Consider the following 25182-nt stretch of genomic DNA (forward strand, 5'->3'; position numbering starts at 1 on the left):
TTCACAACCCTTCGGTACCGCTTCGTTCTGCGTCGCTGCATCAGCAGCAGAGAAACGAGATTATGAAGAACTTCCGCTACGTCGTCAACAGGTTTCTTGCACCAGCCTGACCTGCCCGACTCGCCGAAAGCCTTGCCACTGCTGGCTCTCCCGCTCCCCGCGCTCCGGTGTCCGAAGCGCGAAAGAACGAGATTCTAGCGACACAGCACATGGCTTGCAAGCGTTATTTGGATAGCCTTATTACCGGTGCTTGAATACCGGTTTGCGCTTCTCCACGAAGGCCGCCATCCCTTCCTTCTGATCCTCAGTCGCGAACAGCGAATGAAACAGCCGGCGCTCGAAATGGACACCCTCTGCAAGCGTGGTTTCGTAGGCGCGATTCACCGACTCCTTGACCATCATGACTGCGGGCAAGGGGAACTCGGCGATCGTCGCCGCAGCAGCAACCGCTTCGTCGAGCAACGTCGCAGCGGGAACAACCCGCGACACCAGTCCTGCACGCTCTGCCTCGGCCGCATCCATAAAGCGCGCGGTCAGGCACAGATCCATTGCCTTCGCTTTCGACACTGCGCGCGGCAACCGTTGCGTACCGCCCGCACCCGGCATGATGCCGAGCTTGATTTCGGGCTGACCAAACTTGGCCGTATCTGCCGCGAGGATAATGTCGCACATCATTGCTAGTTCACAGCCACCACCAAGCGCAAAGCCAGCAACGGCCGCAATGATCGGCTTACGGATAGAGCGTACGGTTTCCCAATTGCGCGTGATGTAGTCGCCTTTGTACACATCCATATAGGTGTAGGTCGCCATCATGCCGATATCGGCACCTGCAGCGAATGCCTTTTCGCTGCCCGTGATGACAATCGCTCCAATCTCATCGTCAGCGTCGAAGGTCTTCAAAGCCGCGCCCAACTCATCCATTAGCGCATCGTTCAACGCATTCAGCGCCTTCGGGCGATTCAGCGTGACAAGACCGACCCGCCCACGGGTCTCGATCAAAATATTCTCGTAAGCCATGCAGCCTCCTTGTATGAAGAGTGAGTAGCGCGAAAACGCTTCGCACCGAGATCTTAATAATGCTAACATTCACCAACCAACCGGTCGGTCAATTATTCGACAGGATTTCTCCTAACCTTCAGCTTCCATTTCGCCATGACACACCCGCTATTTTCCAAGCACGAAGACACGTTGCAAAAGGCGCTCGCCGCCATCGAAACGCGCGGCTACTGGAGCCCATTCGTCGAGATGCCCAGTCCGAAAGTGTACGGGGAATCAGCGAACGCCGATGGCGAGGTGGCATTCAAGGCGCACCTGAATCAGGCCTTCAAACTGGACCAACCGACTACCGGCGAAACCGTCGGAGCCGAAATCTCGCCGTTTGGCTTTCCGCTCGGCATCCGCTACCCCAAAGCCGACCCCGACGTCCTGCTTGCCTCCGCTGCCGCCGCACAAGCAAGCTGGCGCGCCGCCGGTCCGAAAGCGTGGGTCGGCGTGAGCCTCGAAATTCTGGCGCGCATAAATCGCGCGAGCTTCGAGATTGGTTACAGCGTCATGCACACAACGGGGCAAGCGTTCATGATGGCGTTTCAGGCGGGCGGCCCCCATGCCCAGGACCGCGCGCTCGAAGCCGTCGTCTACGCATGGGATCAACTGCGTCGTATCCCGGCTGACGCCCACTGGGAAAAACCGCAAGGCAAAAATCCGCCACTTGCGATGCATAAGCGCTATACCGTCGTGCCACGTGGTACCGGCCTCGTACTCGGCTGCTGCACATTCCCAACATGGAACGGTTATCCGGGATTGTTCGCCGATCTCGCAACCGGCAACACGGTCGTCGTCAAACCGCACCCGGGTGCCATTCTGCCGCTCGCTATTACCGTGCGCATCGCGCGCGACGTTCTGCGGGAAGCCGGCTTCGATCCGAACGTCGTCACCCTGCTCACGACTAACCCGGATGACGGCGCGCTGGTCCAGGATCTCGCGTTGCGTCCTGAAATCAAGCTGATCGATTTCACCGGCAGCACACAAAACGGCACCTGGCTCGAACGCCATGCACACCAGGCACAGGTGTACACGGAGAAAGCCGGCGTCAACCAGATCGTGATCGACTCGGTCGCCGACATCAAGGCCGTTGCGCGCAATATCGCTTTCTCGCTCGCGCTCTATTCCGGCCAGATGTGCACGGCGCCCCAAAACATCTATGTGCCACGTGACGGCATCCGCACCGCCGAAGGCACACTCAGCTTTGACGCGGTCGCGCAGGCTCTCGCCGAAGCCGTGCAAAAGCTGGTTGCCGATCCCGCCCGCGCCGTCGAACTGTTGGGCGCAATTCAGAATCAAGGCGTCGCCACGCGCGTCGACGAAGCTCGCAAGCTTGGCCGCGTGCTGGTGGAAAGCCAATCGCTCGAACATCCTGCCTTTGCTGGCTCCCGCGTGCTTACGCCGCTTGTCCTGCAACTCGACGCCGCCACCGACGCGGCGAAGTTCGCCAAGGAATGGTTCGGCCCAATCTCGTTCGTCGTCGCGACAGACTCGACGACGCAGTCATTGCAGCTGGCCGGCAAGCTGGCCGCGGAGCACGGCGCGCTTACTCTCTCGGTGTACAGCACGGATGAAGCCGTCATCGAAGCGGCTCACGAAGCTTCGATCCAAGGCGGCGTGGCGCTGTCCATCAATCTGACTGGCGGTGTTTTCGTCAATCAGTCGGCCGCATTCTCCGATTTTCACGGCACAGGAGCAAACCCGGCAGCCAACGCAGCTCTCGCAGATGCAGCATTCGTGGCAAACCGTTACCGCGTGGTTCAGAGTCGTGTTCATGTTGAACCGAAAGCGGCGCCGGCGGCAGTCGGCTGAAAGTCATAAGCCGGAAAGAGTCGATGCGTCCTAGGCCATTTGGCCGAATGGAATACGCGGCCCACCACGCCTAACATGCCAAGGTATTGCACTTGCCATTGAGCGCGTCTGAAGCAGCTGTATCGCGCTCAATGGCCATTCAATCGCTAGCAGGAGACAGGAGAAGCCGATGTCATATGAAGCGATCCGCGTCGATTTCGACGCTTCGAGCCGCGTTGCCACCGTGACGCTGAACCGCCCCGAGAAGCTCAACAGCTTCACGCGCTCCATGCATCAGGAACTGAGCGCCGCGCTCGACGAAGTCGTCGCTGGTGGAGCACGAGCCCTTGTGCTGACCGGTGCAGGCCGCGGCTTTTGCGCAGGGCAGGATCTTGCCGACCTCGACTTCACACCCGGCGCCATGACCGACCTGGGCGAGTTGATTGACGCTCACTTCAATCCACTGATCCGTCGCCTGCAAGCGTTGCCCCTGCCGGTAATCGCCGCCGTGAATGGCACAGCGGCCGGCGCGGGGGCAAATCTCGCACTTGCCTGCGACATCGTCCTCGCAGCACGTTCGGCCAGCTTTATCCAGGCGTTCGTGAAAATCGGTCTGGTGCCGGACTCCGGCGGCACATGGTTCCTGCCGCAGCGCGTCGGTATGGCCCGGGCGCTCGGGCTCGCCCTGACAGGCGACAAACTCAGCGCCGAGAAAGCCGAAAGCTGGGGACTCGTGTGGCAAGTCGTCGACGACGCGGACCTCGCCCCGATGTCCGCCAAACTGGCAGCCCAACTCGCCCAACAACCCACCCGTGCAATCGCCGCGATCAAGCACGCCATGCGCGCCAGCGTCACGCAAACGCTCGATCAGCAGCTCGACCTGGAGCGCGATTTGCAGCGCGAGCTAGGCGCATCCCATGACTACGCGGAAGGTGTGCAAGCGTTCATCGAGAAACGCGCACCGCGCTTCGAGGGCCGTTGAGATGTCCTTACAGCCCGAACACGCCGTCAACATCGCGCCCAAACCGCTCAGCGGCGCCGCGCTGTCGCCCGACGAACTGGCCCGTGCCACCGCGGATGCCATGTACGCCGCCGATGCCTGCAGCCGCGCGCTAGGACTGGAACTGCTGGAAGTCCGGCCCGGTTACGCGCGTCTACGCATGGTGGTGCGACCCGACTTCCTGAACGGCCACCAGATCTGCCATGGCGGCCTGATCTTCACGCTGGCCGACTCCACGTTCGCATTCGCCTGCAACAGCTACAACCTCAGCACGGTGGCATCGGGTTGTTCGATCGAATTTCTGCGGCCGGTACAAGGCGGCGATGTGCTGACCGCCGAGGCCGTCGAGCAGACATTAAGCGGCCGAACAGGCATTTACGACATTCGTGTCACCAATCGCGCGGACGAAACCGTAGCGATGTTTCGCGGCAAATCTGCCCAGATCAGAGGCAGTGTGATTCCAACAGAAAGCTGAACCGGCAACCCGACCGATACCCAAAGCCGAAGGCGGTCGCGCGCACCGCAACCCATTCTGAAAGAAGCAAGGAGACATTCGATGAACACCTCGCTCCCGCTCGAGCCGATCGAAACGGCGAGCCGCGACGAACTCGCCGCACTTCAGCTTGAACGACTGAAATGGTCGCTCACGCACGCTTATGAGAACTCGCCGGTCTATCGGCGCAAATTCGACGAGGCTGGCGTCCATCCGGGTGAGGTGAAGACGCTCGCGGACCTGTCGCGCTTTCCGTTCACCACCAAGAAGGATCTGCGCGATAACTATCCGTTCGGAATGTTCGCAGTCCCACAGGAGCAGGTATCGCGGATTCATGCGTCCTCAGGTACAACCGGCAAACCGACGGTGGTCGGATACACGGCGCGGGACATCGACACATGGGCCAACGTAGTGGCCCGCTCGATCCGCGCGGCTGGCGCGCGGCGCGGTGACAAGGTGCACATAAGCTACGGCTACGGCCTGTTCACCGGCGGACTCGGCGCCCACTACGGGGCGGAACGTGCCGGCCTCACCGTGATTCCGTTCGGCGGCGGCCAGACCGAAAAGCAGGTTCAGCTCATTCAGGATTTCCGCCCTGACGTCATCATGGTGACGCCAAGCTATATGTTGTCGATCGCCGACGAGTTCGAACGTCAGGGCATCGACCCTGCCCAATGTTCGCTGCGCATCGGCATCTTCGGTGCCGAGCCGTGGACCAACGACATGCGCGGCGCGATCGAAAAACGCATGGGCATCGACGCGGTCGACATCTACGGCCTCTCCGAAGTAATGGGACCGGGCGTGGCATCGGAATGTGCGGAGACCAAGGACGGCCCGACCATCTGGGAAGATCACTTTTACCCCGAGATCATCGATCCAGAAACCGGCAACGTGCTGCCAGACGGCGAACTGGGCGAACTGGTGTTCACCTCATTGACGAAAGAAGCCCTGCCGATCATCCGCTATCGCACCCGCGATCTCACACGACTGCTGCCCGGCACTGCCCGAACGATGCGCCGGATGGAAAAAATCACCGGTCGCTCGGACGACATGATGATCGTGCGCGGCGTGAACGTCTTCCCGACGCAAATCGAGGAGTTGCTGCTGAAACGGCACGTGCTCGCGCCGCACTACCAGATCGTTCTGACGAAAGAGGGTCCGCTCGATGTGCTGACACTGAATGTCGAAGCGTGCCCCGAGACAGCACCCGATACTGCAGCGCTCGCCGCGGCAAAACAGGCTTTGAGTTACGACATCAAGGCGTTGATCGGCATAAGCGCCGTGGTCAACGTGTTACCGGTGAACGGCATCGAACGCTCGGTGGGAAAAGCACGGCGTGTCGTGGACAAGCGTAAGGCGAGCGTCTGAGAACGTCGGCGGCGTTGTCCGCGGAGGGAGAGGTAGCGGGGGACGGAGGTAGCGGTGAAGGTAGCGGCAGTACTAGCGAGGCGGGCGTGCCGGCGGTCGTGGATAGCCGCCTAAGCCTGCTCCAGCGACATGGCGCTCCAGCCCCGACACCGCTCAACCTCAACCTGCCCAGCAGCCTCGGCATCGCCCACAGCCATCCATACACTCCGCCGCCCTACCCCAAAAAATCACGAATTCGGCAACAACAACCACATCCGCCCGGCCTGCCTCATCTTTCCAGCCAGATCGCCCGCATCATCACCAAGGCCCCAGAAATAATCCGCCCGCACACCACCCTTGATGGCCGACCCCGTATCCTGCGCAAAAACCAGACGGTTCATCGGCGAATTGGTCAACGGACGAGTAGTCTGCAAAAACACGGGCGTCCCTAGCGGAATCGAAGACGGGTCGACGGCAATCGACCGCTCGGGTGTCAAAGGCACGCCCAAGGCGCCGATTGGACCATCGGCCCCGCCGCCCGAAGTACCCTCCGCGGAAGGCATCTCTCGAAAGAAAACAAAGCGCGGATTCCTATCCAGCAGCATATCGACACGCGTCGGATTAGCACGCGCCCACGCCTTGATCCCCTGCATCGTGGCCTGAGACGGCGTCAGCTCACCGCGATCGAGCAACCAACGCCCAATCGACTTATACGGCTGATTATTGGTGCCGCCAAAGCCGAGCCGCATGACGCTGCCGTCTTCCATCACGATCCTTCCCGAGCCTTGCACCTGCAGGAAAAACGCTTCGATCGGATCGTCGACCCAGACAAGTTCATTGCCATTGAGCACACCCGAGCGCTCAAGCTGTGCCCGGCTCGGCATCTCAGCGCCGGGACGATAACCCGCCGGCCACCGATATAACGCCGTCTGATAAACACCATGCTGGGTCCGCGAGCCACGCAGCAACGGCTCGTAGTAACCGGTCACCAGTCCATCGAGCGTGCCGTCGGTATTCGAGAACTGGAACGGGGTGAAGTAGGCTTCGAAGAAAGCGCGGGCGCTCGTCAGATCCAGATCGTCGATCTGCGCCGCCGCCGCACAGGCGCGTTGCCAGTTCGGCAGACGCGCGAGCCGCACGCAGTTCTGCCGCAGCGCGGCCGTCGCCCCGATCAGCGAGTCATCCTGCCAGCCAGGCACCTGTTGCCACGCTACCTGCGTGAGCCTCGCCGCAGCCACCTGACCAGGAACAAACGCCGCGCCGGTCGGCGGCCCGGACGGCCGTACCGCACCGCCGCCTCCGCACGAAGCCAGCATCACCGCAACTGAAAGCGCCCCCAGCCAGCCGCCGACCGCGCGGACAAAACCCCTACAATGTTCGTACTTGATGGAAACCGCCATGTCTGATCTGTTCGACGAATACCCGATGCTCATGCTCGTACCGGAATTGCTGATAGCGCTCTTCCTGGTCGTCTTCATCGTTATCTATATGTCGTCCGGCAAGAAGAAAGCGAACCGCGACAAACAACGCTAGCGCTGTTTAAAGACCGCAAGCAACGCCGCCGGTTCAATGCAGCGTGCGCGGCATGCGCAGGACAAATTCCGGCACCGGCGCTTCAAAGCGCTCGCCGTCTTCGGCGACGCAGAAATACTCTCCGCGCATGGTGCCGATAGGCGTCGCAATCACGGCCCAACTCGTATATTCGAATTGCTCGCCCGGCTTGAGCAGCGGCTGGTGCCCGACCACGCCCAGTCCCTTCACCTCCTGCTCGTGCTTGTCGCTGTCGGTGATCACCCAATGGCGCGCAATCAGTTGTGCCGGCACCTGACCGCTGTTGCGGATAGTCAGCGTGTAGGCGAACGCATACTGACGGCGCTCCGGGTCCGACTCGTCGGGCAGGTACTGGACCTGCGCCGCTACGCTGAATTCGTACTGGCTCATCCTGATTCCGGTCTGGTGAAGCGGTGTCGTGAAAGGCTGCGAGAGGCTCGGGCGCCCATGCCGTCAGGCGCGCCGGCAAAGGCTTCATTATTGTCCCGCATTCTGCTTTATGCACGGCATGCCCGCAACCCGGCCGTCCCGTCCGGACACGGCCCGGAAACCCACAAGACGGTAAAATGGGTTTTTTCGCCTACCGCCCGCCACCGCCATGACGCAATTTCGCATCTCCCCCAGCATTCTGTCGGCCGACTTCTCGCGGCTCGGCGAAGAAGTCCGCAGCGTCATCGCCGCCGGCGCCGACTGGATCCACTTCGACGTAATGGACAACCATTACGTGCCGAACCTGACCATCGGTCCGCTCGTCTGCGAGGCGCTCCGTCCGCACTGCAGCGTGCCGATCGACGTGCATCTGATGGTGCGCCCCGTCGACCGGATCGTGCCCGACTTCGCCAAGGCGGGCGCCAACGTGATCAGCTTTCACCCTGAAGGCTCGGACCACATCGACCGCACACTGTCGCTGATCCGCGATCACGGCTGCAAGGCCGGTCTCGTGTTCAATCCGGCCACGTCGTTGAGCCACCTCGATTACGTCATGGACAAGGTCGATCTGGTGCTGATCATGTCGGTGAATCCGGGTTTTGGCGGCCAGTCGTTCATCCCCGAAGCGCTCGTCAAGTTGCGAGAGGCCCGCAAGCGCATCGACGCGTACAAGGAAAAAACCGGCCGCGAGATCCATCTCGAAGTGGACGGCGGCGTGAAGATCGACAACATCGCCGCGATCGCGGCAGCGGGCGCGGACACCTTCGTAGCCGGCTCGGCCATTTTCGGCCATCACGACTACAAGACGATCATCGCCGAGATGCGCGCCGAACTGGCGAAAGTCGAGCAGCGCGCATGACGGCAAGTGCAACGCCGCAGTTTGCCGCGCCCGTGTTCAGCGGCCCGCGCATTCTCGCGGCGATCATCGACCTGGACGGCACGATGGTCGACACCGCCGACGACTTCACAGCAGGTCTGAACGGCATGCTCGCCCAACTCGATGCGGCGGAAACCTCGCGCGAGGAAGTGGTGGGTTATGTCGGCAAGGGCTCGGAGCATCTGATCCGCAGCGTGCTCGCGCCGCGCTTCGAGGCGGCCCTGGCACAGGACCGCTTCGACGAGGCACTCGCGATCTACCAGGAAGAGTACGCGCGGATCAACGGCCACCATACGCGACTGTACCCGGACGTCGAGGCCGGCCTGAAAGCCATGCGCGACGCCGGCCTCAAGCTCGCGTGCGTGACGAACAAGCCGTACCGATTCGCTGTAGAACTCCTGGCGCAATACGGGCTTGCCAGCTATTTCAGCGTCGTGCTCGGCGGCGACAGTCTGTCGAAAAAGAAGCCGGATCCGCTGCCGATGCTCACCGCCTGCGCGCAATTGCAGGTCGAGCCCGAGGCGACGGTAGCGATCGGCGACTCCGAAAACGACGCGCTGGCCGGCCGCGCAGCGGGCATGGCGACGCTAACCGTGCCTTACGGATACAACCATGGCCAGGCTATACAAACAATAAAATCGGATGGTATAGTTGCCTCGCTGCTCGAAGCCGCCAAGGCCATTGCAGCGCAACACGCAGCTCACCATACATCGACTTAACAAGTCCATCATCCTCATGTTTCTGAACAAAAAACGGAGTCTGAGCAGCATCGACCGGGGAGCCTGGCCCTGGCGTCGCTGGTCGCGCTAACCTCGCCTGAGGTACGCTGAAGCTCGTCTTCGGCACCGTTTTTTGCTTCGCTGCGCTCACGCGCCTTTCCCAGTAGTTCTCGTCGCATCGGTTCATGCGGCCGTCGTGTACCTTAGGTACGGTGGCACGCCCGTCCCGTACACGCTTCGTGGGAAAGCTCGCGCCGGTTGGCCTAACCTTGTCTTAAGCATCGCCAGACCAGGCTTCGCCCAAACCGGCCACGTAGACAGCGCATCGCCCCGCTTTGTCCGTCGCACGCCGCGCACGGACCTATGAACAGGATCGGAACATGACCGAACTCGAATTCCAGTCCCTCGCGAACGAGGGCTATAACCGCATCCCGCTGATCGCCGAAGCGCTCGCCGACCTGGAAACGCCGCTGTCGCTGTATCTGAAGCTCGCGCAACCCGAGCGCAACGGCGCCAACTCGTTCCTGCTGGAATCCGTGGTGGGTGGCGAACGGTTCGGACGCTATTCATTCATCGGCCTGCCGGCCCGCACGCTGCTGCGCACCCGCAACGGGGTATCGGAAGTGGTGCGCGACGGTAGCGTGGTCGAAACGCACGAAGGCGACCCGCTTGACTTCATCCAGCAATTCCAGGGACGCTTCAAAGTGGCGCAACGCCCGGGATTGCCGCGTTTTGCAGGCGGTCTCGCAGGGTATTTTGGTTATGACGCAGTCCGCTACATCGAGAAGAAACTTGCGCACAGCGCGCCGCCGGACGACCTGAACCTGCCGGACATCCAGTTGCTGCTGACTGAAGAAGTCGCGGTGATCGATAACCTCGCGGGCAAGCTATACCTCGTGGTCTACGCCGATCCCACCACACCCGAGGCCTACACCCGCGCCAAACAACGTCTGCGCGATCTGCGTCAACGCCTGCGCACGACCGTGCAGCCGCCGGTGACTTCGGCGAGCGTACGCACCGAAACCTACCGCGAATTCGCCAAAGACGATTACCTCACCGCTGTGCGCAAGGCGAAGGAATACATCGCCGCCGGCGAGCTGATGCAGGTACAGGTCGGCCAACGTCTGACGAAACCGTATCGCGACAATCCGCTTTCGCTATACCGAGCGCTGCGTTCGCTGAACCCGTCGCCGTACATGTATTACTACAACTTCGGCGACTTCCACGTGGTCGGCGCATCGCCGGAAATTCTGGTGCGTCAGGAAAAGCGCGGTGAAGATCGCATCGTCACCATCCGCCCGCTCGCCGGTACCCGTCCGCGTGGCAACACGCCCGAGCGCGATGCCGAACTCGCCACCGAGCTGCTGAACGACCCGAAGGAAATCGCCGAGCACGTCATGCTGATCGACCTCGCGCGTAACGACGTGGGCCGCATCGCGCAGATCGGCTCGGTGGTCGTCACCGACAAGATGGTGATCGAGAAGTACTCGCACGTGCAGCACATCGTGAGTTCGGTCGAAGGCAAGCTGAAACCCGGTACCACCAATTTCGACGTGCTGCGCGCCACCTTCCCGGCCGGCACGCTGTCCGGCGCGCCGAAGGTCCGCGCGATGGAACTGATCGACGAACTCGAACCGGTCAAGCGAGGCCTGTATGGCGGCGCGGTCGGCTACCTCTCGTTCACCGGCGAAATGGATCTGGCCATCACGATCCGCACGGGTGTGATCGCCAACGGCAATCTGTATGTGCAGGCGGCAGCGGGTATCGTCGCTGATTCGGTGCCCGAATCCGAATGGCAAGAGACCGAAAACAAGGCGCGCGCGGTATTGCGCGCCGCCGAGCAGGTGCAAGACGGCCTCGATAGCGACTTCTGACCGGAGACAGACCATGCTGCTGATGATCGACAACTACGACTCATTCACCTACAACCTGGTCCAGTACTTCGGCGAACTCGGCGAAGACGTTCGGACCTACCGCAACGACGAGATCACGCTGGACGAGATCGCGAAGCTCAATCCCGAGCGGATTTGCCTGTCGCCTGGACCGAGCAACCCGCAACACGCGGGCATCACGCTCGACGTGCTGCGCGAGTTCTCGGGCAAGTATCCGATCCTCGGCGTGTGCCTCGGCCATCAGGCCATCGGCGAAGCATTTGGCGGTCGTGTCGTGCGCGCGCAGACCATCATGCACGGCAAGGTGAGCACGATCGAAACCGACTGCAAAGGCGTCTTCGCCGACCTGCCGAAGCACTTCGTCGTGACGCGTTATCACTCGCTCGCCATCGAGCGCGAGTCGCTGCCCGATTGCCTCGAAGTGTCCGCATGGACCGACGACGGCGAGATCATGGGCGTGCGTCACAAGAAACTGGCCGTTGAAGGCGTGCAGTTCCACCCGGAATCGATCCTGTCCGAACACGGCCACGCACTGCTCGAGAACTTCGTGAAGCAGTCGAAAGCCGCTTCAGCGAAACGCAACGCTTGATCACCGGAGGCGAAATCATGACGATTACCCCCCAGGAAGCGTTGCAGCGCACGATCGAGCACCGCGAGATTTTCCACGACGAGATGCTGCATCTGATGCGCCTCATCATGCGCGGCGAGCTATCGCCGGTAATGGCGGCCGCAATCATCACCGGACTGCGCGTCAAAAAAGAGACCATCGGCGAAATCACCGCGGCCGCCACGGTGATGCGTGAGTTTGCCCGGCACGTTGAGGTGCAGGACAACTCGAACTTTGTCGATATCGTCGGAACTGGCGGCGACGGCGCGCACACGTTCAACATCTCCACGGCGACGATGTTCGTCACGGCCGCGGCCGGCGCCAAGGTCGCGAAGCACGGCGGGCGCAGCGTATCGAGCAAGTCGGGTAGCGCGGATGTGCTCGAAGCGCTCGGCGTCAATATCGATCTGCAGCCGGAACAAGTAGCGGCCTCGATTGCAGAAACCGGCATGGGTTTCATGTTCGCGCCGAACCATCACCCCGCCATGAAGAATATCGCCCCAGTGCGTCGCGAACTCGGCGTGCGGACCCTCTTCAACATCCTCGGACCGTTGACCAACCCGGCCAGCGCGCCGAATCAGTTGATGGGCGTGTTCCATGGGGACCTGGTTGGCATCCAGGTGCGCGTGATGCAGCGCCTTGGCGCCAAGCACGTGCTGGTCGTCTACGGCATGGACGGCATGGACGAGGTTTCGCTAGGCGCGGCAACGCAAGTCGGCGAACTGCGCAACGGGGAGATTCTGGAGTACGAGATTCACCCGGAAGACTTCGGCATGCAGATGGTCTCGAACCGCTCGCTGAAAGTGGCTGATGCCACCGAATCCAAACTGATGCTGCTCGAAGCGCTCGATAACAAACCGGGCGTGGCGCGTGAGATTGTCACACTGAACGCCGGCACAGCGCTCTATGCTGCGAATGTGGCGGCCTCGATCGCGGACGGCATCGAACTGGCGCGCGAAGCGATCGCAAACGGCAAGGCGCGGGCGAAGGTCGACGATCTGGTTCGCTTCACCCAGCAATTCAAGCACTAAATTCTGTATCGAGAAATCTATGAGCGATATTCTGGAACGCATCATCGACGTCAAGCGCCAGGAGGTCCGCGCGGGGCAACTGAGCGCACCGCTCGAGGAACTGCGCCTCGAAGCCTCGGCGCGCGACAAGCGCGACTTTGTCGGCGCGCTGCGCGCCAAACATGCCTTGGGTCAGGCCGCGGTAATCGCCGAAGTGAAAAAGGCGAGCCCTTCAAAGGGCGTGCTACGCGAGCATTTCGTGCCGGCTGAGATTGCGCGTTCGTATGCGAAGCACGGCGCCGCCTGCCTGTCCGTCCTCACCGACGTGCAGTTTTTCCAGGGCAGCGCCGCCTACCTGGAACAAGCGCGCGCCGCCTGCGATCTGCCGGTCCTGCGCAAAGACTTCATCATCGATCCGTATCAGATCGTCGAAGCGCGCGCGATGGGCGCCGACGCGATCTTGCTGATCGCCGCCGCGCTCGAAACCTCGCAGATGCAGGATCTCGAAGCGTTCGCGCATTCGCTGGGGCTCGCGGTACTCGTCGAAGTGCATGACAGGAACGAATTGATGGAAGCGCTGACGCTGAAGACGCCGCTGATCGGCGTCAACAACCGTAATCTGCGCACGTTCGAAACATCGATCGAAACGACCATCGGCATGCTCGACCTGATCCCGGAGGATCGCATCGTCGTGACCGAATCGGGCATCCTGGCGCGCGCGGACGTGGATCGCCTGCGCGAGATGGATGTGCATACGTTCCTCGTCGGCGAAGCGTTCATGCGGGCCGAGGAACCGGGCGCAGAACTTGCGCGGATGTTTTTCTGAGCTTCGTTTTGAGCTAACCAGGAAAACACCGCCATGGGCATGGAACGAGAAATCAAGCTGGCATTGCCCGCCGACCAGATAGACGCGGCGACGCGCTGGTTCGTCGCACGCACCGGCACCGCGGGCCGTCCAATCGCGCTTGCCAATATCTACTTCGACACGCCCGCTCTGACGTTGGCGCGCTCGAAAAGCGCGCTGCGCCTTCGTCACACGCCGGACGGCTGGCTGCAAACCTTCAAGACCGCCGGCAATGCAAGCGCCGGCATGCACAGCCGACACGAGTGGGAAATGCCGGTAGCCGGCGAGAAGCTGGAGATCGACGCGCTGCTGCACGCCTGCGACGAACCCACGGTGGCCGCCGCGCTGCGCGGCGCCGCCCCGGACCTGATGGAGCTGTTCCGTACGAATTTCACCCGCACTCTGTGGCAGGTGGCGCACAGCGGCGCCACGGTGGAAGCGGCAATCGATCAGGGCGACGTGATCGCCAAGGTCGATGGTGAAACACGCCGCGCACCGATTCTCGAAGTCGAACTTGAGCTGAAAAGCGGAGACGAAGCCGCACTACATGCGCTGGCGGATGAACTCCGCGCCAAGGTCCCCGGACTCGCGCCGGACGATGTCAGCAAGGCGCAACGCGGGTATCGGCTGCGGGAGCAGTAAGCGTCCTTGCTCTGGGTCAACGGTGACATCGAGCAAAACGCGAGACCTGACGCCGCAGCACGGCCTCTGACCGCATGCCTTGAGCTACGCCCAGTTTGCTGCGACACTTGCGCGTCATGAACTCCGCCTCCCGTACCCGTTCCCCCTCGTCGCAAGCCTCGCTGTTTGGCGACGAATCGTCCGATCACCCTGCTGAAGCGCAAACGCCGGCCACGTCATCCATGAAGTCCACGTCTACGCCCACGCTCGAAGCCCAATTCGATGCGTTGCCGCCTGCATGGCGAACCCATCTGCGACCGTTCATCGAGAGCGAGGCGTACGACTCGTTGTGCCGTTTCGTCGACGGCGAGCGCGCTGCGGGCAAGACGGTTTATCCCGCCGACGTATTCCGCGCACTGCGCCTCACCAGTCCGGACGAGGTCAAAGTCGTGATCCTCGGCCAGGATCCTTACCACGGTGAAGATCACGGCACACCGCAGGCTCACGGGCTGGCGTTCTCGGTACCGCCGGCTGTGCGTCCGCCGCCGTCGCTGCGCAATATCTTCAAGGAAATTGCCGCGAGTCTGGGCCACGAGCCGCCGCGTCACGGCTGCCTTGATGCTTGGGCAAAACAGGGCGTGCTGCTGCTGAACACCGTGCTGACCGTCGAGCGCGACTCGGCGGCAAGCCACGCGAAACGCGGCTGGGAGAAGTGCACGGACACGCTGATCCACGAACTGGCGCAGCGTCACGACGGCCTCGTGTTCATGCTGTGGGGCGCGCACGCACAAGCCAAGCGGGCCTTGCTCGGCGGCAAATCACACTACGTGCTGGAGGCGCCGCATCCGTCGCCGCTGTCGGCGCATCGGGGCTTTCTCGGTTGCGGGCACTTTGCGCTCGCTAACGAGTACCTCACCGAACACAAGCGTCAGCCGATCGACTGGCGTCTGCCCGACGAAGCGCAGACGCTCGCTTAGTAACGCAAGGCGACACGCGACGACGCGGATCATCCCCGCGCGAACCTTAGAACGCGGCGATCGCTTCGCGTGCGCCGGCCAGAGCGGCGGTCGCTGCATCCGGGCCCATGTTCAGGCCTTCAGCGTAGATGAAGTTCACGTCGGTCATGCCGAGGAAGCCGAGGAAGGCCTTCAGATACGGTGTCTGGCTGTCGTTCGGGGTGCCGAGATATTTGCCGCCGCGAGCCGAAACCACGAACACCTTCTTGCCCTTCACAAGGCCTTCAGGGCCGGTTTCCGTGTACTTGAACGTGATGCCAGCGCGAGCGATGAAGTCGAAGTACGTCTTCAGTTGCGACGACACACCGAAGTTGTACATCGGCGCGCCGATCACGATGATGTCGGCCGCTTGCAGTTCGGCGATCAGCGCTTCGCTGCGGGCAGAGATGGCAGCCTGTTCCGGCGTGCGTTGATCAGCCGGCGTGAAGAACGCGCCGAGGATCACATCGTCGAGGTGGGGCAGCGGTTCAGCTTGCAGGTTACGGACGACGACTTGCGCGCCCGGATTCGATTGTTGCAGCTTCTCAGTCAGTTCGTTGACGAGCAGCGTCGATTGAGCGCCTTGTGAGCGGGCTGCCGAGTTGATTTGCAGGATCGTGGTCATGGTTGACTCCAGTAGGGGCGCGCAGTGTTGCGCGAGTGGAGCCATTGTGTTTTTTTACCGGCCCGCGAAAAAGCCGTGCGGCAGCGAAGGATTGTTGCATGGGTAGAACAATCCGACGCTGAATCTCGCGATTTAAGCAGACTGAAAGGACGTTTCGCCGCCTTCAGGCCGCCAGCCAACGCTCGCGCCAGTTGCGCGCCGCCGTGCGCCGGTCGGTGACGGTCAGCGAATAGCGCGACACCTCAGGGCCGTCCAGCTTGACTTGCACGGTGCGCAGCTCGTCGCGGCGGAACGCGTGCACTTCCACTTTTGCGCCCGGCAGATAGCGCGAGAGCAGCGCATCAAGATTCGCGCCAGTCACCCGCAGACCGTCGATCGCTACCAGCACGTCGCCCGCGGAAAGCCCGGCTTTCTGCGCTGCGCTGCCGTCGTGGACGGCGGCGAGCGTGCAATCCCCGCCGCCGCGCACGCGGGCGCCGAGCGTTGGCCTGGCGTTCTTGTCGCGCTCCGGAGCGAGCGAAATGCCAAACGGCTCGAGCATTGTCTCGAGCGGCAGATCGCGCGTGCTGCGCACCGCCTGTTCGAATAGCGCGCCAAGGTCAGCGCCGGTTGCCTCGGCGAAAATCTCTTCGACCTCGTCCTCAGCCACACCGACCGGCTTGCCGCGATAGAAGTCGCGTCCGAAACGCTGCCACAGAAGGCGCATCACGTCATCGAGCGACTTGCGGTTGTTGGTCTGCGCGCGAATCGTCAAATCAAACGCCAGCGCGACCAGCGAACCCTTCGTGTAATAGCTGACGATCGCGTTCGGCGCATTCTCGTCCTGCCGGTAGTACTTCACCCAGGCATCGAACGAGCTTTCCGCGACGGTCTGCTTCAGGCGGCCGCTGCCCCGCATCACGCCGCCCACCACCTTGCCGAGCAGCGCGAAATACTCTTCCGGCGAGATAAGACCGGTGCGCACCAGAATCAGATCGTCGTAGTACGACGTGAACCCTTCGAACAGCCACAACAGCGAGGTGTAGTTCTCACGCGTCAGATCGTACGGCGCGAAGGCGGCCGGCTTGATGCGCTTCACGTTCCACGTGTGGAAGTATTCGTGGCTGCACAGGCCGAGGTACGTCCGGTAGCCTTCCGTGGTCTGCGGGCGGCCTTCAACCGGCAGATCCGACCGGTTGCAGATCAGCGCAGTCGAAGCGCGATGCTCGAGTCCGCCGTAGCCATCGCTCACGGCCTGGGTCATGAATACATAGCGTTCGACCGGCGCCTTCTTCGATTTCGGCTCGAACAAGGCAATCTGCGCTTCGCAGATGCGCTTCAGATCCGCGGCGAGACGCGCCATATCGAGCGCGACCACGCGGCCGGCAATCACAATGTCGTGCGGCACGCCATGCGCCTTGAAGGTCGCCAGCGCAAATTCGCCGAGCGTCACCGGATGGTCGGCCAGTTCGTCATAGTTCTGCGCGCTGTACTCACCGAAGCCGTAGCGTCGGGTACCGCGCGCTTCCGGCAACGCCGTAGCGACGCGCCAGCTCCGGTAAGCCGGGCCGGCCGGCTTCTGGATGTCCACCAGACACGGCGCATCCTCATGGCCCAAGGCCGCGAGGAACACGCTGGTCCCGTTGAAGAACCCCGTCGTATCGTCCAGATGCGCCGCCCGCACCGACATATCCCACGCGTACACCTCGTAGCGCAGCGTCAGCGGACCGTTGACCGGCGCGGCTTGCCACGTCTGCTTGTCGGTCTTTTCCACCCGCACCTTGCGCCCGGCTTCGTTGACCGCACGCAGCGTGACGATATTGCGGGCGAATTCGCGCACCATGTAACTGCCGGGAATCCACACCGGCAGCATGAAACGCTGACCAGAAGGATCAGGATCGGCGACGGTGATGGTGACTTCGAACAGGTGGGCGGCGGGTTGCTTCGGAACGATGCTGTAGCGGATCGGCTTCATCGGCGGGGTAGGTTAGAAAAATCAGGGGTCCAGAAATGGCAGGAGGCGCAAAGTGCGCCTCCGGTCTGACGATGCGAGCAGTTTAGTGCACCGAGGAGAGTTCTTTGTCCAGCCGGTCGGCCGGCACCGCGCCTGGCAGGCGGCGGCCGTCGGCGAGGAAGATGGTGGGCGTGCCGTCCACGTTCATGGCGTGGCCAAGATCGAGGTTCTTTTCGATGGCGGCTGTGTCACAGGTGCCTGCGGCGGTCGGCGCCTGACGGTCCTGCATCCACGATTCCCAGGCCTTGGCGCGGTCCGACGAACACCAGATCGACTTCGATTTCACCGTCGAATCCGGCGACAGCACCGGATACAGGAAGGTGTACACGGTGACGTTGTCGATAGACTTCAGCGTGGTTTCGAGCTGCTTGCAATACGGGCAGTTCGGATCCGAGAACACCGCCATCTTGCGGCTGCCATTGCCCTTCACCACCTTCACCGCGTTCGCGAACGGCAGGCTCGCAAAGTCGATGCGGTTGGTTTCGGACAAGCGTGCTTCAGTCAGATTCTTGCGGGTCTTCGCGTCGACGATATCGCCGAGCAGCAGGTAGTCGCCGTTCGCGTCGCTATAGACGATCTGCGTGCCAAGGTTGATCTCGTACAACCCGGCAATCGGCGATTTCGAGATGCTCTTGATGGTCGCGTCGTCGCCGAGACGAGCCTGCAAGGTCGCCTTGAGTTTGTCGGTGGCCTGGTCGGCCTGCGCGGAGCAGCCGAGTGTCGCGACGGCCACGGCAAGGGTGAGCGCGGCGATTCGGAGGTGCTTTTTCATACTGGATATCCTGGTTCATTCGAACACGCATCACGCGTCTTCGCTTGGTACGTCTCGGACAGGCGGGCGGCCCACCCGTTCATCATACTCGCGCGCCGTGCCCTCTTAGCCCAAAGCCGCCGAAACGAGCCAGCGCTTGATTAGCGGCTGCGCGCCTACGAAAGCCATGCCCGTGTTGCGCAGGACGCGGGCAACCGGGCCCGGAACGGAGAACAGCTTTTGCAGGCCATCGGTGGCGACCATCAGCGAGCGGATGTCTTCGCGGCGTGCCCGTTCGTAACGCCGCAGTAACACGGTGTCGCCGAGATCACGGAAAGCTTCCTTGCCGGCGATCGTATCGGCGAGCGCCGCAACGTCACGCAGTCCAAGGTTCATGCCTTGCCCCGCGAGCGGATGGATCAGGTGCGCGGCGTCGCCCACCAGGGCGACCCGCGGTGCAACGAGCCGGTCGACGGTTTGCAGCGCGAGCGGAAAACCCTGCGCCGGCGTCACGCAGTCGAGCGCGCCCACCTGGCCGCCCGTGATGCGTTCGACTTCCGCGGCGAGCTGCGCAGGATCGAGCGCGAGCAGTTCCTGCGCGTGCTCGGTACGCGCCGACCACACGAGCGAGACGTGTCCATCAGGCAGCGGCAGCAACGCGATGATCTCGCCGTCCTTGAACCACTGATAGGCCGTTTCGCCGTGCGGCTTTTCGGCCTTGAAGTTGGCGACCACGCCGGTCTGTTTATAGTCCTGGCGGATGACCTTCGACCCGATCTGCGCACGTACCCAGGAGTGGGCGCCGTCCGCGCCGACCACCAGATCCGCGTCAAGCATTTTGCCGTTGGCAAGACCGATGGTCGCGCCGCCCGGCTTCACGTCGAGCCCCTGGGCGCGCGAATCGATCCATTCGAGACTCGGCTGGAACCGCAGCGCGGCATCGAGCGCGCGCTCGATCAGCGACGATTCCGCGATCCACGCCAGTTGCGGCACGGACGCCTGAAACGCCGAGAAGTGCAGTTCGGCGTGAGCATCGCCATAGACCCGCATGTCGTAGACCGGGCCGAGGCGTGCGGTGTCGAGCGCCTGCCAGACCCGCAGCCGCTCGAGCAGGGCCTGCGAACTGGAGGACAGCGCATAGACCCGCGCATCGAAAATCGAACCGGCTGGCAGCGAGGCACACGGTTGCGCCAGCAGGCCGACGCGCAGGCCGCCTTGCGCCAACGCGAGCGCCGCAGTCTTGCCGACGAGCCCGCCGCCGATCACGGCGACGTCAAAGGTCTGGAGGTGAGCAGTCATGCCCGCATTATAGCTGCGGGGGGTGGCGGGGCCGGATCGTGGATGCGCGAAGGCGGCGCCGGACAGGGTTACAATTGCGGATTCCGTGATTCACGTCATGCATCAGTCTAGAGAAACCCCATGAGCCTCAAATGCGGCATCGTCGGCCTGCCTAACGTCGGCAAGTCCACCCTGTTCAACGCGCTAACCAAGGCAGGCATTGCCGCCGAAAACTATCCGTTCTGCACGATCGAGCCGAATGTCGGCATCGTCGAAGTGCCGGACGCGCGGCTGAAGGCGCTCGCCGACATCGTCAAGCCCGAGCGCATCATGCCGGCGGTGGTGGAATTCGTCGATATTGCCGGTCTTGTCGCCGGCGCGAGCAAGGGTGAAGGGCTTGGCAACCAGTTCCTCGCCAACATCCGCGAAACCGACGCCATCACGCACGTTGTGCGCTGCTTCGAAGACGATAACGTGATTCACGTCGCCGGCAAGGTGGATCCGCTGTCGGATATTGAAGTCATCAATACCGAACTGGCGCTGGCCGATCTGGCGACGGTCGAAAAGTCGCTTTCGCGTTATTCGAAGGCTGCTAAATCGGGCAACGACAAGGAAGCGATCAAGCTCGCCGCGGTGCTGGAAAGGGTCCGTGCGCAGCTCGACCAGGCCAAGCCGGTGCGCGCGCTCGACCTGTCGGATGAAGAGCAGGTGCTCCTCAAGCCGTTCTGCCTGATCACCGCCAAGCCGACGATGTACGTCGCCAACGTGAAGGAAGACGGTTTCGATAACAACCCGCACCTGGACGCCGTACGCAAGTTCGCGGACGCTGAGAAGGCGCCGGTCGTCGCGGTGTGCGCGGCCATCGAAGCGGAAATCGCCGATCTGGAAGACGAAGACAAGCAGGTTTTCCTCGCCGACTTGGGCATGGAGGAGCCGGGCCTCAATCGCGTGATCCGCGCCGGTTTCAAACTACTCGGTCTGCAGACGTACTTCACGGCTGGTGTGAAGGAAGTGCGGGCGTGGACAATCCATATCGGCGACACGGCGCCGCAGGCCGCGGGCGTGATTCACACTGACTTCGAACGTGGCTTCATCCGTGCACAGACGATTGGCTTCAATGACTTCGTGGCTTACAAAGGTGAGCAAGGCGCGAAGGAAGCCGGCAAAATGCGGGCGGAAGGTAAGGAATATGTCGTGCACGACGGGGATGTGATGAATTTCCTGTTTAACGTCTGACCTTCGGCGCAGACGTATCAATCAGGTGACGTCGTTGGCCCTTGAAAGCAGTCTTCTGTTTTCAAGGGCGTTTCACACGGTTCCACTCGATCGTTTGCCCGCCGAGGGCAGCCCGCCGACAGGCTATCAACTGCTCAACTGGCTTGCCAACATGGGGCCCAGATCATGCCCGCTGAACGTTAGTGTCTTCCACGTGAAGTATCCGGCGCGTTCGAATTGCTTACGTCCCACGGACGCCTGGCTCTCGCATATCGCCAAGACCTTTCCCGCCTGCTTTGACAAACGGTATTGCACCTGAATCAGCTCCGCTTCGAGCAACCGAGTGGTGCTGGTTGCAGCGACGATAATGATAGGCTCGCGAGCATGAACTACGTAATCGGCAACCATGCCGCCCGCCAACGGAAGGCTGACATCTGAGTCGACCTTAACCCCCACGTCCCGTGCCACCTCCATCACGATACCGGCGAGCTTCGCTTTGAAGTCACTGAATTGCCGCTCTGCCCGTGAAGTGGCGATAGCGTACAGTTGCTGCGCTGCTTCCGCGATCCTGAAAATGTATGGCGCCACCAGCTTCTGATTGCTTCCTGAACACACCAGCACTTCGTCATCCGTCAGGGTGACGGGGCCCGCCGACGACAACTCCTCAAGCCAGCGCTTCATGGGCTCGGAATCGATGTCGCCGCCAGCCATCGAAGCATAGAGCGCGGCTTCGCCGTTCTCGTCGATAGTGAAACCGCCGCCGGGCGCCGGGCGTACCCGCACCACGACCTTATCGGCCGTCCCCGGGTACTCGATAGGCGTGACGATCCGCTGCACGCCGTTCTCGTCGGAATAGACGTCGAACAGCGAGCAGATGGAGCGCTTTATGTCGTCCTTTAGAAGTTCCATAGGTCTGGTTGCACCGGATCCTCTTTTGCCGCGAGGGTTATGCCGCACGCATCCCAAAAGCGGATCATCAGTTGTTGTCGGTCATTTTCGTTTCGAGGGTCGAGTAGCCTCGAGCCGGACAGGCCTAATTCAGGAGCGCCGACCAGAAATCGATTGGTGTAGTTTAGTTCAGTTTCACATGGGACCTTACAGTGGATTCCCTTGTGACTTGGATGCCAGTGGAACTCGAACACGATGCCCAGCGCGTCCTGCGCCAGATCACACATCAGATATCCGTAAAACGATCTGTCCGCCAAAGTCTCACCGTCGCGCCACCAAAACAGCACTTGATGGTGCGTCGAGACCCGGATCTGCTTTGTCGAGTGCATGCGCCCGCCTCCCAGCTTGTTAAATGGCTTGGGCAGCTTGCCGCGCTTCATTGGTTGAAACGCCGGTAATTCCGTCAGCTTCTTTGCAGCATCCTTATGCTCTTTCAGTTCTCGCGGCTTCACATTGCACCTTATTGCCTGTTTGACCTTGTCCGACCTGAACCACACCGCAACGCCCCCACCATCCCCGCCCGAATCGCCGTCATCTTCTCCGGCGAGTCCGACAGCACCGCGTCAATCCCGAGACACGCCGCGGCACGATAATCATCCGCGTCGTTCACCGCAATCGCGACGATATGCACGTCCGGATGCGTCCGAAAACACGCCACCGTTGCGGGCGTCCACAGCGTCGCGTTCACCTCCGAGCGCCCTTCCCCAAGCGTAAATCTCTCGACCACGGTCACCGCCCGATGCAGCTCGAACGCGGCCGAAGCATGTTCAGCCGGCGCGTCCAGACACCCTTGATCAAGCAAAACGCGCACTAAACGAGTGCGCGTCGCATCGCGCGATTCAAAGACCTTCGCCTGCGGATATGCCGCGAAACCACGCTGATATTCAGCCTCCGTTGAATAAAGCGTCACCCGCGACCAGGCGTTTTCTTCGCTCAGCACCTGCGCGACCGCCCGTGTCTGCGGCTCCGCCGGCAGCGCTTTCATATCGAGGACGACCGGCATCGAAGCCGGTATAGCGCGTAGAGCCTCGCGCAACGTAGGAATGCCAACCGGTCGGCTCCGGTACGGGTAATCCTCCACCCCTTGAGCGTCAGCCAGACGAAAACTCCACCCCGCGTTGACATGGGCAAGCTCTGCCGCCGTACGCGTCGAGACTGGCCCGCTGGCATCCGTCAACGCGGACAGATCCGCCGGCCGGTACAGCACCGGCACGCCATCCTTGCTCAGTTGCACCGTCAACCACATGGCGTCGGCGTGGTGCGCGAGCGCGAGACGAACCGCCTCCAGCGTGTTCTCAGGCGCATCACCCGTACCGCCACGATGCGCGATGATCTGCGGCAGCGCAGAGTCAGACGCGGACGTATCAACTGGCCTCTCGGAAGGCGCAGCACAACCGGACAAAAAAGCACTACAGAACACAACGACCAACCCGGCGCAAATCAGACGAGGCATCTGGACTCCTGACTAGAACAGACGAAACCGAACCACCCATGTTACGGGTCAACGGTCTCAAAACAAGCCAAAGCAAGCGGCTCCAGCACAAAAGCAGCCATTGGCAGGCATCAAAATCCCGCCAGGCGACGGTGTCCGAAAGTTAGCTTCAGTTTCAATTCTGCTGGTGTTAAATTGCGGCTTCCGGCGCCGCAGAAGCCGGCCATTGCCAGCACCGATAGCGAGCACAACATAACAACGCTCAACTTCTGTCTGTCATCGAGTCCAATTAGAATCGCGCAACCTCAAGTTGCACCCCTTCCGACCAAGGAGACCATTGATGAGTTGCAAACCCCTGTTCCGTACGCTTGCCGCGGCGGCTGTTCTCGCTCTCGGCGTCAATCAGGCCGCTCAGGCCGCGACGGAAATCCAGTTCTGGCATGCCATGGAAGCCGCCCTCGGCGAGCATCTGAACGACATCGCCAACGACTTCAACGCATCACAATCCGACTACAAGATCGTCCCGGTCTTCAAGGGTTCCTACGACCAGACGCTCGCGGCCGGCATCGCCGCCTATCGCAGCGGCAACGCGCCGGCGATCCTTCAGGTGTACGAAGTCGGCACGGCCACGATGATTCAGGCGAAGAAAGCAGTGATTCCGGTATCCGAAGTATTCAAACAGGCTGGCGTGCCGCTCGACGAAAAGGCCTTCGTGCCCACTATCGCGAGCTATTACAGCGACTCCAAGACCGATGAGCTGATTTCGATGCCGTTCAACAGCTCGACGCCGGTGTTGTATTACAACAAGGATGCGTTCAAGAAGGCCGGGCTCGATCCTAACCAGCCGCCGAAGACGTGGGACGAACTGCGCAAGGACGCGCAGAAGCTGAAGGCGTCAGGCATGTCGTGCGGTTACTCATCGGGCTGGCAGAGCTGGATCCAGCTCGAAAACTACAGTGCCTGGCACGGTCTGCCGTTTGCGACGGAAAACAACGGCTTCGATGGCGCCGACGCGCAACTCGAATTCAACAAGCCGCAGCAGATCGCCCATATCCAGTTCCTTCAGGACATGGCGAAGGAAGGCTCGTTCACCTATGTCGGCCGCAAGGACGAACCGGTATCCAAGTTCTATAGCGGCGACTGCGGCATCATCACGAACTCGTCGGGCTCGCTTGCCAACATCAAGAAGTACGCCAAGTTCGACTTCGGCACCGGCATGATGCCCTACGACGCCAACGTGAAGGGTGCACCGCAAAACGCGATCATCGGCGGCGCAAGTTTGTGGGTACTGTCGGGCAAGGATCCGAGCGTCTACAAGGGCGTGGCAAAGTTCCTCGCGTACCTGGCCACGCCGCAAGTTGCGGCAAAGTGGCATCAGGACACTGGCTATCTGCCTATCACGACTGCCGCCTATCAGCTGACGCAACAGCAGGGCTTCTACACGAAGAACCCGGGCAGCGATACCGCAATCAAGCAGATGCTCAACAAGCCGCCGCTGCCGTTCACGAAGGGCCTGCGTCTGGGCAACATGCCGCAGATCCGTACGGTGGTCGACGAGGAACTCGAGCAGGTCTGGAGCGGGAAGAAGACGCCTAAGGAAGCGCTCGACTCCGCGGTCGAACGCGGCAATGAACTGCTGCGCCGCTTCGAGAAGGCCGGCAGCTAAGCGTCGACCTGCCCCACCCGGCGGACGCGCCTCAGCGAGGCGCGTCCGTTAGTATGA

At 61.8% G+C, this 25182-nt stretch carries 25 protein-coding genes; 15 read left to right on the forward strand and 10 right to left on the reverse strand.

From position 1 onward, the window contains the following. Positions 1 to 240: 240 nt before the first annotated feature. A complete protein-coding gene (locus P3T24_RS32570) occupies positions 241 to 1017 on the reverse strand; it encodes an enoyl-CoA hydratase (protein ID WP_429411347.1) in 777 nt (258 codons plus the stop codon). Positions 1018 to 1152: 135 nt separating this feature from the next. Between P3T24_RS32570 and paaN the strand changes: the two genes are divergently transcribed. The 4 genes from paaN to paaK all read left to right on the forward strand — a co-directional run bounded on the left by paaN (position 1153) and on the right by paaK (position 5693). Continuing rightward, positions 1153 to 2853: a phenylacetic acid degradation protein PaaN gene (gene paaN / locus P3T24_RS32575; protein WP_429440952.1), complete on the forward strand. Its 1701-nt coding sequence runs from the start codon at positions 1153 to 1155 to the stop codon at positions 2851 to 2853. Between the two features lie 169 nt (positions 2854 to 3022). Beyond that, positions 3023 to 3814 (forward strand): 2-(1,2-epoxy-1,2-dihydrophenyl)acetyl-CoA isomerase PaaG, encoded by a 792-nt coding sequence (gene paaG, locus P3T24_RS32580; RefSeq protein WP_074262572.1) that lies wholly within the window; start codon positions 3023 to 3025, stop codon positions 3812 to 3814. 100 nt (positions 3815 to 3914) lie between these two features. Then, a complete protein-coding gene (paaI, locus tag P3T24_RS32585) occupies positions 3915 to 4307 on the forward strand; it encodes a hydroxyphenylacetyl-CoA thioesterase PaaI (RefSeq protein WP_429411489.1) in 393 nt (130 codons plus the stop codon). 81 nt (positions 4308 to 4388) lie between these two features. Next, complete coding sequence (gene paaK, locus P3T24_RS32590; protein ID WP_429440953.1) at positions 4389 to 5693, forward strand: phenylacetate--CoA ligase PaaK; 1305 nt, start codon at positions 4389 to 4391, stop codon at positions 5691 to 5693. Positions 5694 to 5920: 227 nt separating this feature from the next. On the opposite strand, the gene mltA is transcribed toward paaK, so the two are convergent. After that, complete coding sequence (gene mltA / locus P3T24_RS32595; protein WP_429440955.1) at positions 5921 to 7072, reverse strand: murein transglycosylase A; 1152 nt, start codon at positions 7070 to 7072, stop codon at positions 5921 to 5923. Here mltA and P3T24_RS32600 point away from each other — a divergent pair. Continuing rightward, positions 7071 to 7205: a hypothetical protein gene (locus tag P3T24_RS32600; protein ID WP_302050847.1), complete on the forward strand. Its 135-nt coding sequence runs from the start codon at positions 7071 to 7073 to the stop codon at positions 7203 to 7205. The two genes, mltA and P3T24_RS32600, sit on opposite strands and share 2 nt — an antisense overlap. Before the next feature lie 33 nt (positions 7206 to 7238). On the opposite strand, the gene apaG is transcribed toward P3T24_RS32600, so the two are convergent. After that, complete coding sequence (apaG, locus tag P3T24_RS32605) at positions 7239 to 7613, reverse strand: Co2+/Mg2+ efflux protein ApaG (RefSeq protein ID WP_429440957.1); 375 nt, start codon at positions 7611 to 7613, stop codon at positions 7239 to 7241. 208 nt (positions 7614 to 7821) lie between these two features. On the opposite strand from apaG, the gene rpe reads away from it, so the two are divergent. The 8 genes from rpe to P3T24_RS32645 all read left to right on the forward strand — a co-directional run bounded on the left by rpe (position 7822) and on the right by P3T24_RS32645 (position 15199). Beyond that, entirely contained in the window at positions 7822 to 8511 is a 690-nt protein-coding gene (gene rpe, locus P3T24_RS32610; RefSeq protein ID WP_074262576.1) for a ribulose-phosphate 3-epimerase, read from the forward strand. Then, the gene (locus P3T24_RS32615) at positions 8508 to 9248 is read left to right on the forward strand and encodes a phosphoglycolate phosphatase (RefSeq protein ID WP_429411356.1); all 741 of its coding nucleotides are present in this window, start codon (positions 8508 to 8510) and stop codon (positions 9246 to 9248) included. The genes rpe and P3T24_RS32615 overlap by 4 nt, the downstream gene beginning before the upstream one ends. Positions 9249 to 9628: 380 nt before the next feature. Beyond that, positions 9629 to 11122 (forward strand): anthranilate synthase component I, encoded by a 1494-nt coding sequence (gene trpE, locus P3T24_RS32620; protein ID WP_429411358.1) that lies wholly within the window; start codon positions 9629 to 9631, stop codon positions 11120 to 11122. A gap of 13 nt (positions 11123 to 11135) precedes the next feature. Next, positions 11136 to 11729, forward strand: coding sequence for an aminodeoxychorismate/anthranilate synthase component II (locus P3T24_RS32625; protein WP_429440959.1), 594 nt, complete (start codon positions 11136 to 11138; stop codon positions 11727 to 11729). A gap of 17 nt (positions 11730 to 11746) precedes the next feature. Continuing rightward, entirely contained in the window at positions 11747 to 12778 is a 1032-nt protein-coding gene (gene trpD / locus P3T24_RS32630; RefSeq protein WP_074262580.1) for an anthranilate phosphoribosyltransferase, read from the forward strand. A 19-nt stretch (positions 12779 to 12797) separates the two neighbouring features. Next, complete coding sequence (gene trpC, locus P3T24_RS32635; RefSeq protein WP_074262581.1) at positions 12798 to 13583, forward strand: indole-3-glycerol phosphate synthase TrpC; 786 nt, start codon at positions 12798 to 12800, stop codon at positions 13581 to 13583. A gap of 33 nt (positions 13584 to 13616) precedes the next feature. Then, positions 13617 to 14243 carry a CYTH domain-containing protein gene (locus P3T24_RS32640; RefSeq protein WP_429440961.1) on the forward strand — a complete coding sequence of 209 codons (627 nt, stop codon included), beginning with the start codon at positions 13617 to 13619 and terminating at the stop codon, positions 14241 to 14243. Between the two features lie 116 nt (positions 14244 to 14359). Then, positions 14360 to 15199: a uracil-DNA glycosylase gene (locus P3T24_RS32645; protein WP_429440962.1), complete on the forward strand. Its 840-nt coding sequence runs from the start codon at positions 14360 to 14362 to the stop codon at positions 15197 to 15199. Between the two features lie 46 nt (positions 15200 to 15245). Here the strand turns inward: P3T24_RS32645 and P3T24_RS32650 are convergent, their stop codons facing one another. The 4 genes from P3T24_RS32650 to P3T24_RS32665 form a co-directional block, all read right to left on the reverse strand. After that, a complete protein-coding gene (locus P3T24_RS32650) occupies positions 15246 to 15842 on the reverse strand; it encodes an FMN-dependent NADH-azoreductase (protein ID WP_429440963.1) in 597 nt (198 codons plus the stop codon). A 163-nt stretch (positions 15843 to 16005) separates the two neighbouring features. Then, complete coding sequence (locus P3T24_RS32655; protein ID WP_429440965.1) at positions 16006 to 17796, reverse strand: M61 family metallopeptidase; 1791 nt, start codon at positions 17794 to 17796, stop codon at positions 16006 to 16008. Between the two features lie 82 nt (positions 17797 to 17878). Beyond that, a complete protein-coding gene (locus tag P3T24_RS32660; protein ID WP_074262586.1) occupies positions 17879 to 18607 on the reverse strand; it encodes a DsbC family protein in 729 nt (242 codons plus the stop codon). A 105-nt stretch (positions 18608 to 18712) separates the two neighbouring features. Further along, the gene (locus P3T24_RS32665; RefSeq protein WP_429440967.1) at positions 18713 to 19885 is read right to left on the reverse strand and encodes a UbiH/UbiF family hydroxylase; all 1173 of its coding nucleotides are present in this window, start codon (positions 19883 to 19885) and stop codon (positions 18713 to 18715) included. A 120-nt stretch (positions 19886 to 20005) separates the two neighbouring features. On the opposite strand from P3T24_RS32665, the gene ychF reads away from it, so the two are divergent. Further along, a complete protein-coding gene (ychF, locus tag P3T24_RS32670; RefSeq protein ID WP_074262588.1) occupies positions 20006 to 21100 on the forward strand; it encodes a redox-regulated ATPase YchF in 1095 nt (364 codons plus the stop codon). A gap of 126 nt (positions 21101 to 21226) precedes the next feature. Here the strand turns inward: ychF and P3T24_RS32675 are convergent, their stop codons facing one another. From P3T24_RS32675 to P3T24_RS32685, 3 genes are read right to left on the reverse strand one after another with little or no spacing between them, the layout of a single operon-like run. Next, positions 21227 to 21988: a hypothetical protein gene (locus tag P3T24_RS32675; protein WP_429440968.1), complete on the reverse strand. Its 762-nt coding sequence runs from the start codon at positions 21986 to 21988 to the stop codon at positions 21227 to 21229. After that, on the reverse strand, positions 21976 to 22479 hold the full coding sequence (locus P3T24_RS32680) for a hypothetical protein (RefSeq protein ID WP_429440970.1): 504 nt from the start codon (positions 22477 to 22479) through the stop codon (positions 21976 to 21978). The genes P3T24_RS32675 and P3T24_RS32680 overlap by 13 nt, the downstream gene beginning before the upstream one ends. 8 nt (positions 22480 to 22487) lie before the next feature. Next, complete coding sequence (locus tag P3T24_RS32685; protein ID WP_429440972.1) at positions 22488 to 23480, reverse strand: glycerophosphodiester phosphodiesterase family protein; 993 nt, start codon at positions 23478 to 23480, stop codon at positions 22488 to 22490. A 319-nt stretch (positions 23481 to 23799) separates the two neighbouring features. Here P3T24_RS32685 and ugpB point away from each other — a divergent pair, with 319 nt between their 5' ends. Beyond that, on the forward strand, positions 23800 to 25125 hold the full coding sequence (gene ugpB / locus P3T24_RS32690) for a sn-glycerol-3-phosphate ABC transporter substrate-binding protein UgpB (protein WP_074262592.1): 1326 nt from the start codon (positions 23800 to 23802) through the stop codon (positions 25123 to 25125). Positions 25126 to 25182: the final 57 nt, after the last annotated feature.

It is taken from the genome of Paraburkholderia sp. GAS33, assembly GCF_050436645.1.
GTDB classification, from domain to species: Bacteria; Pseudomonadota; Gammaproteobacteria; order Burkholderiales; family Burkholderiaceae; genus Paraburkholderia; species Paraburkholderia phenazinium_B.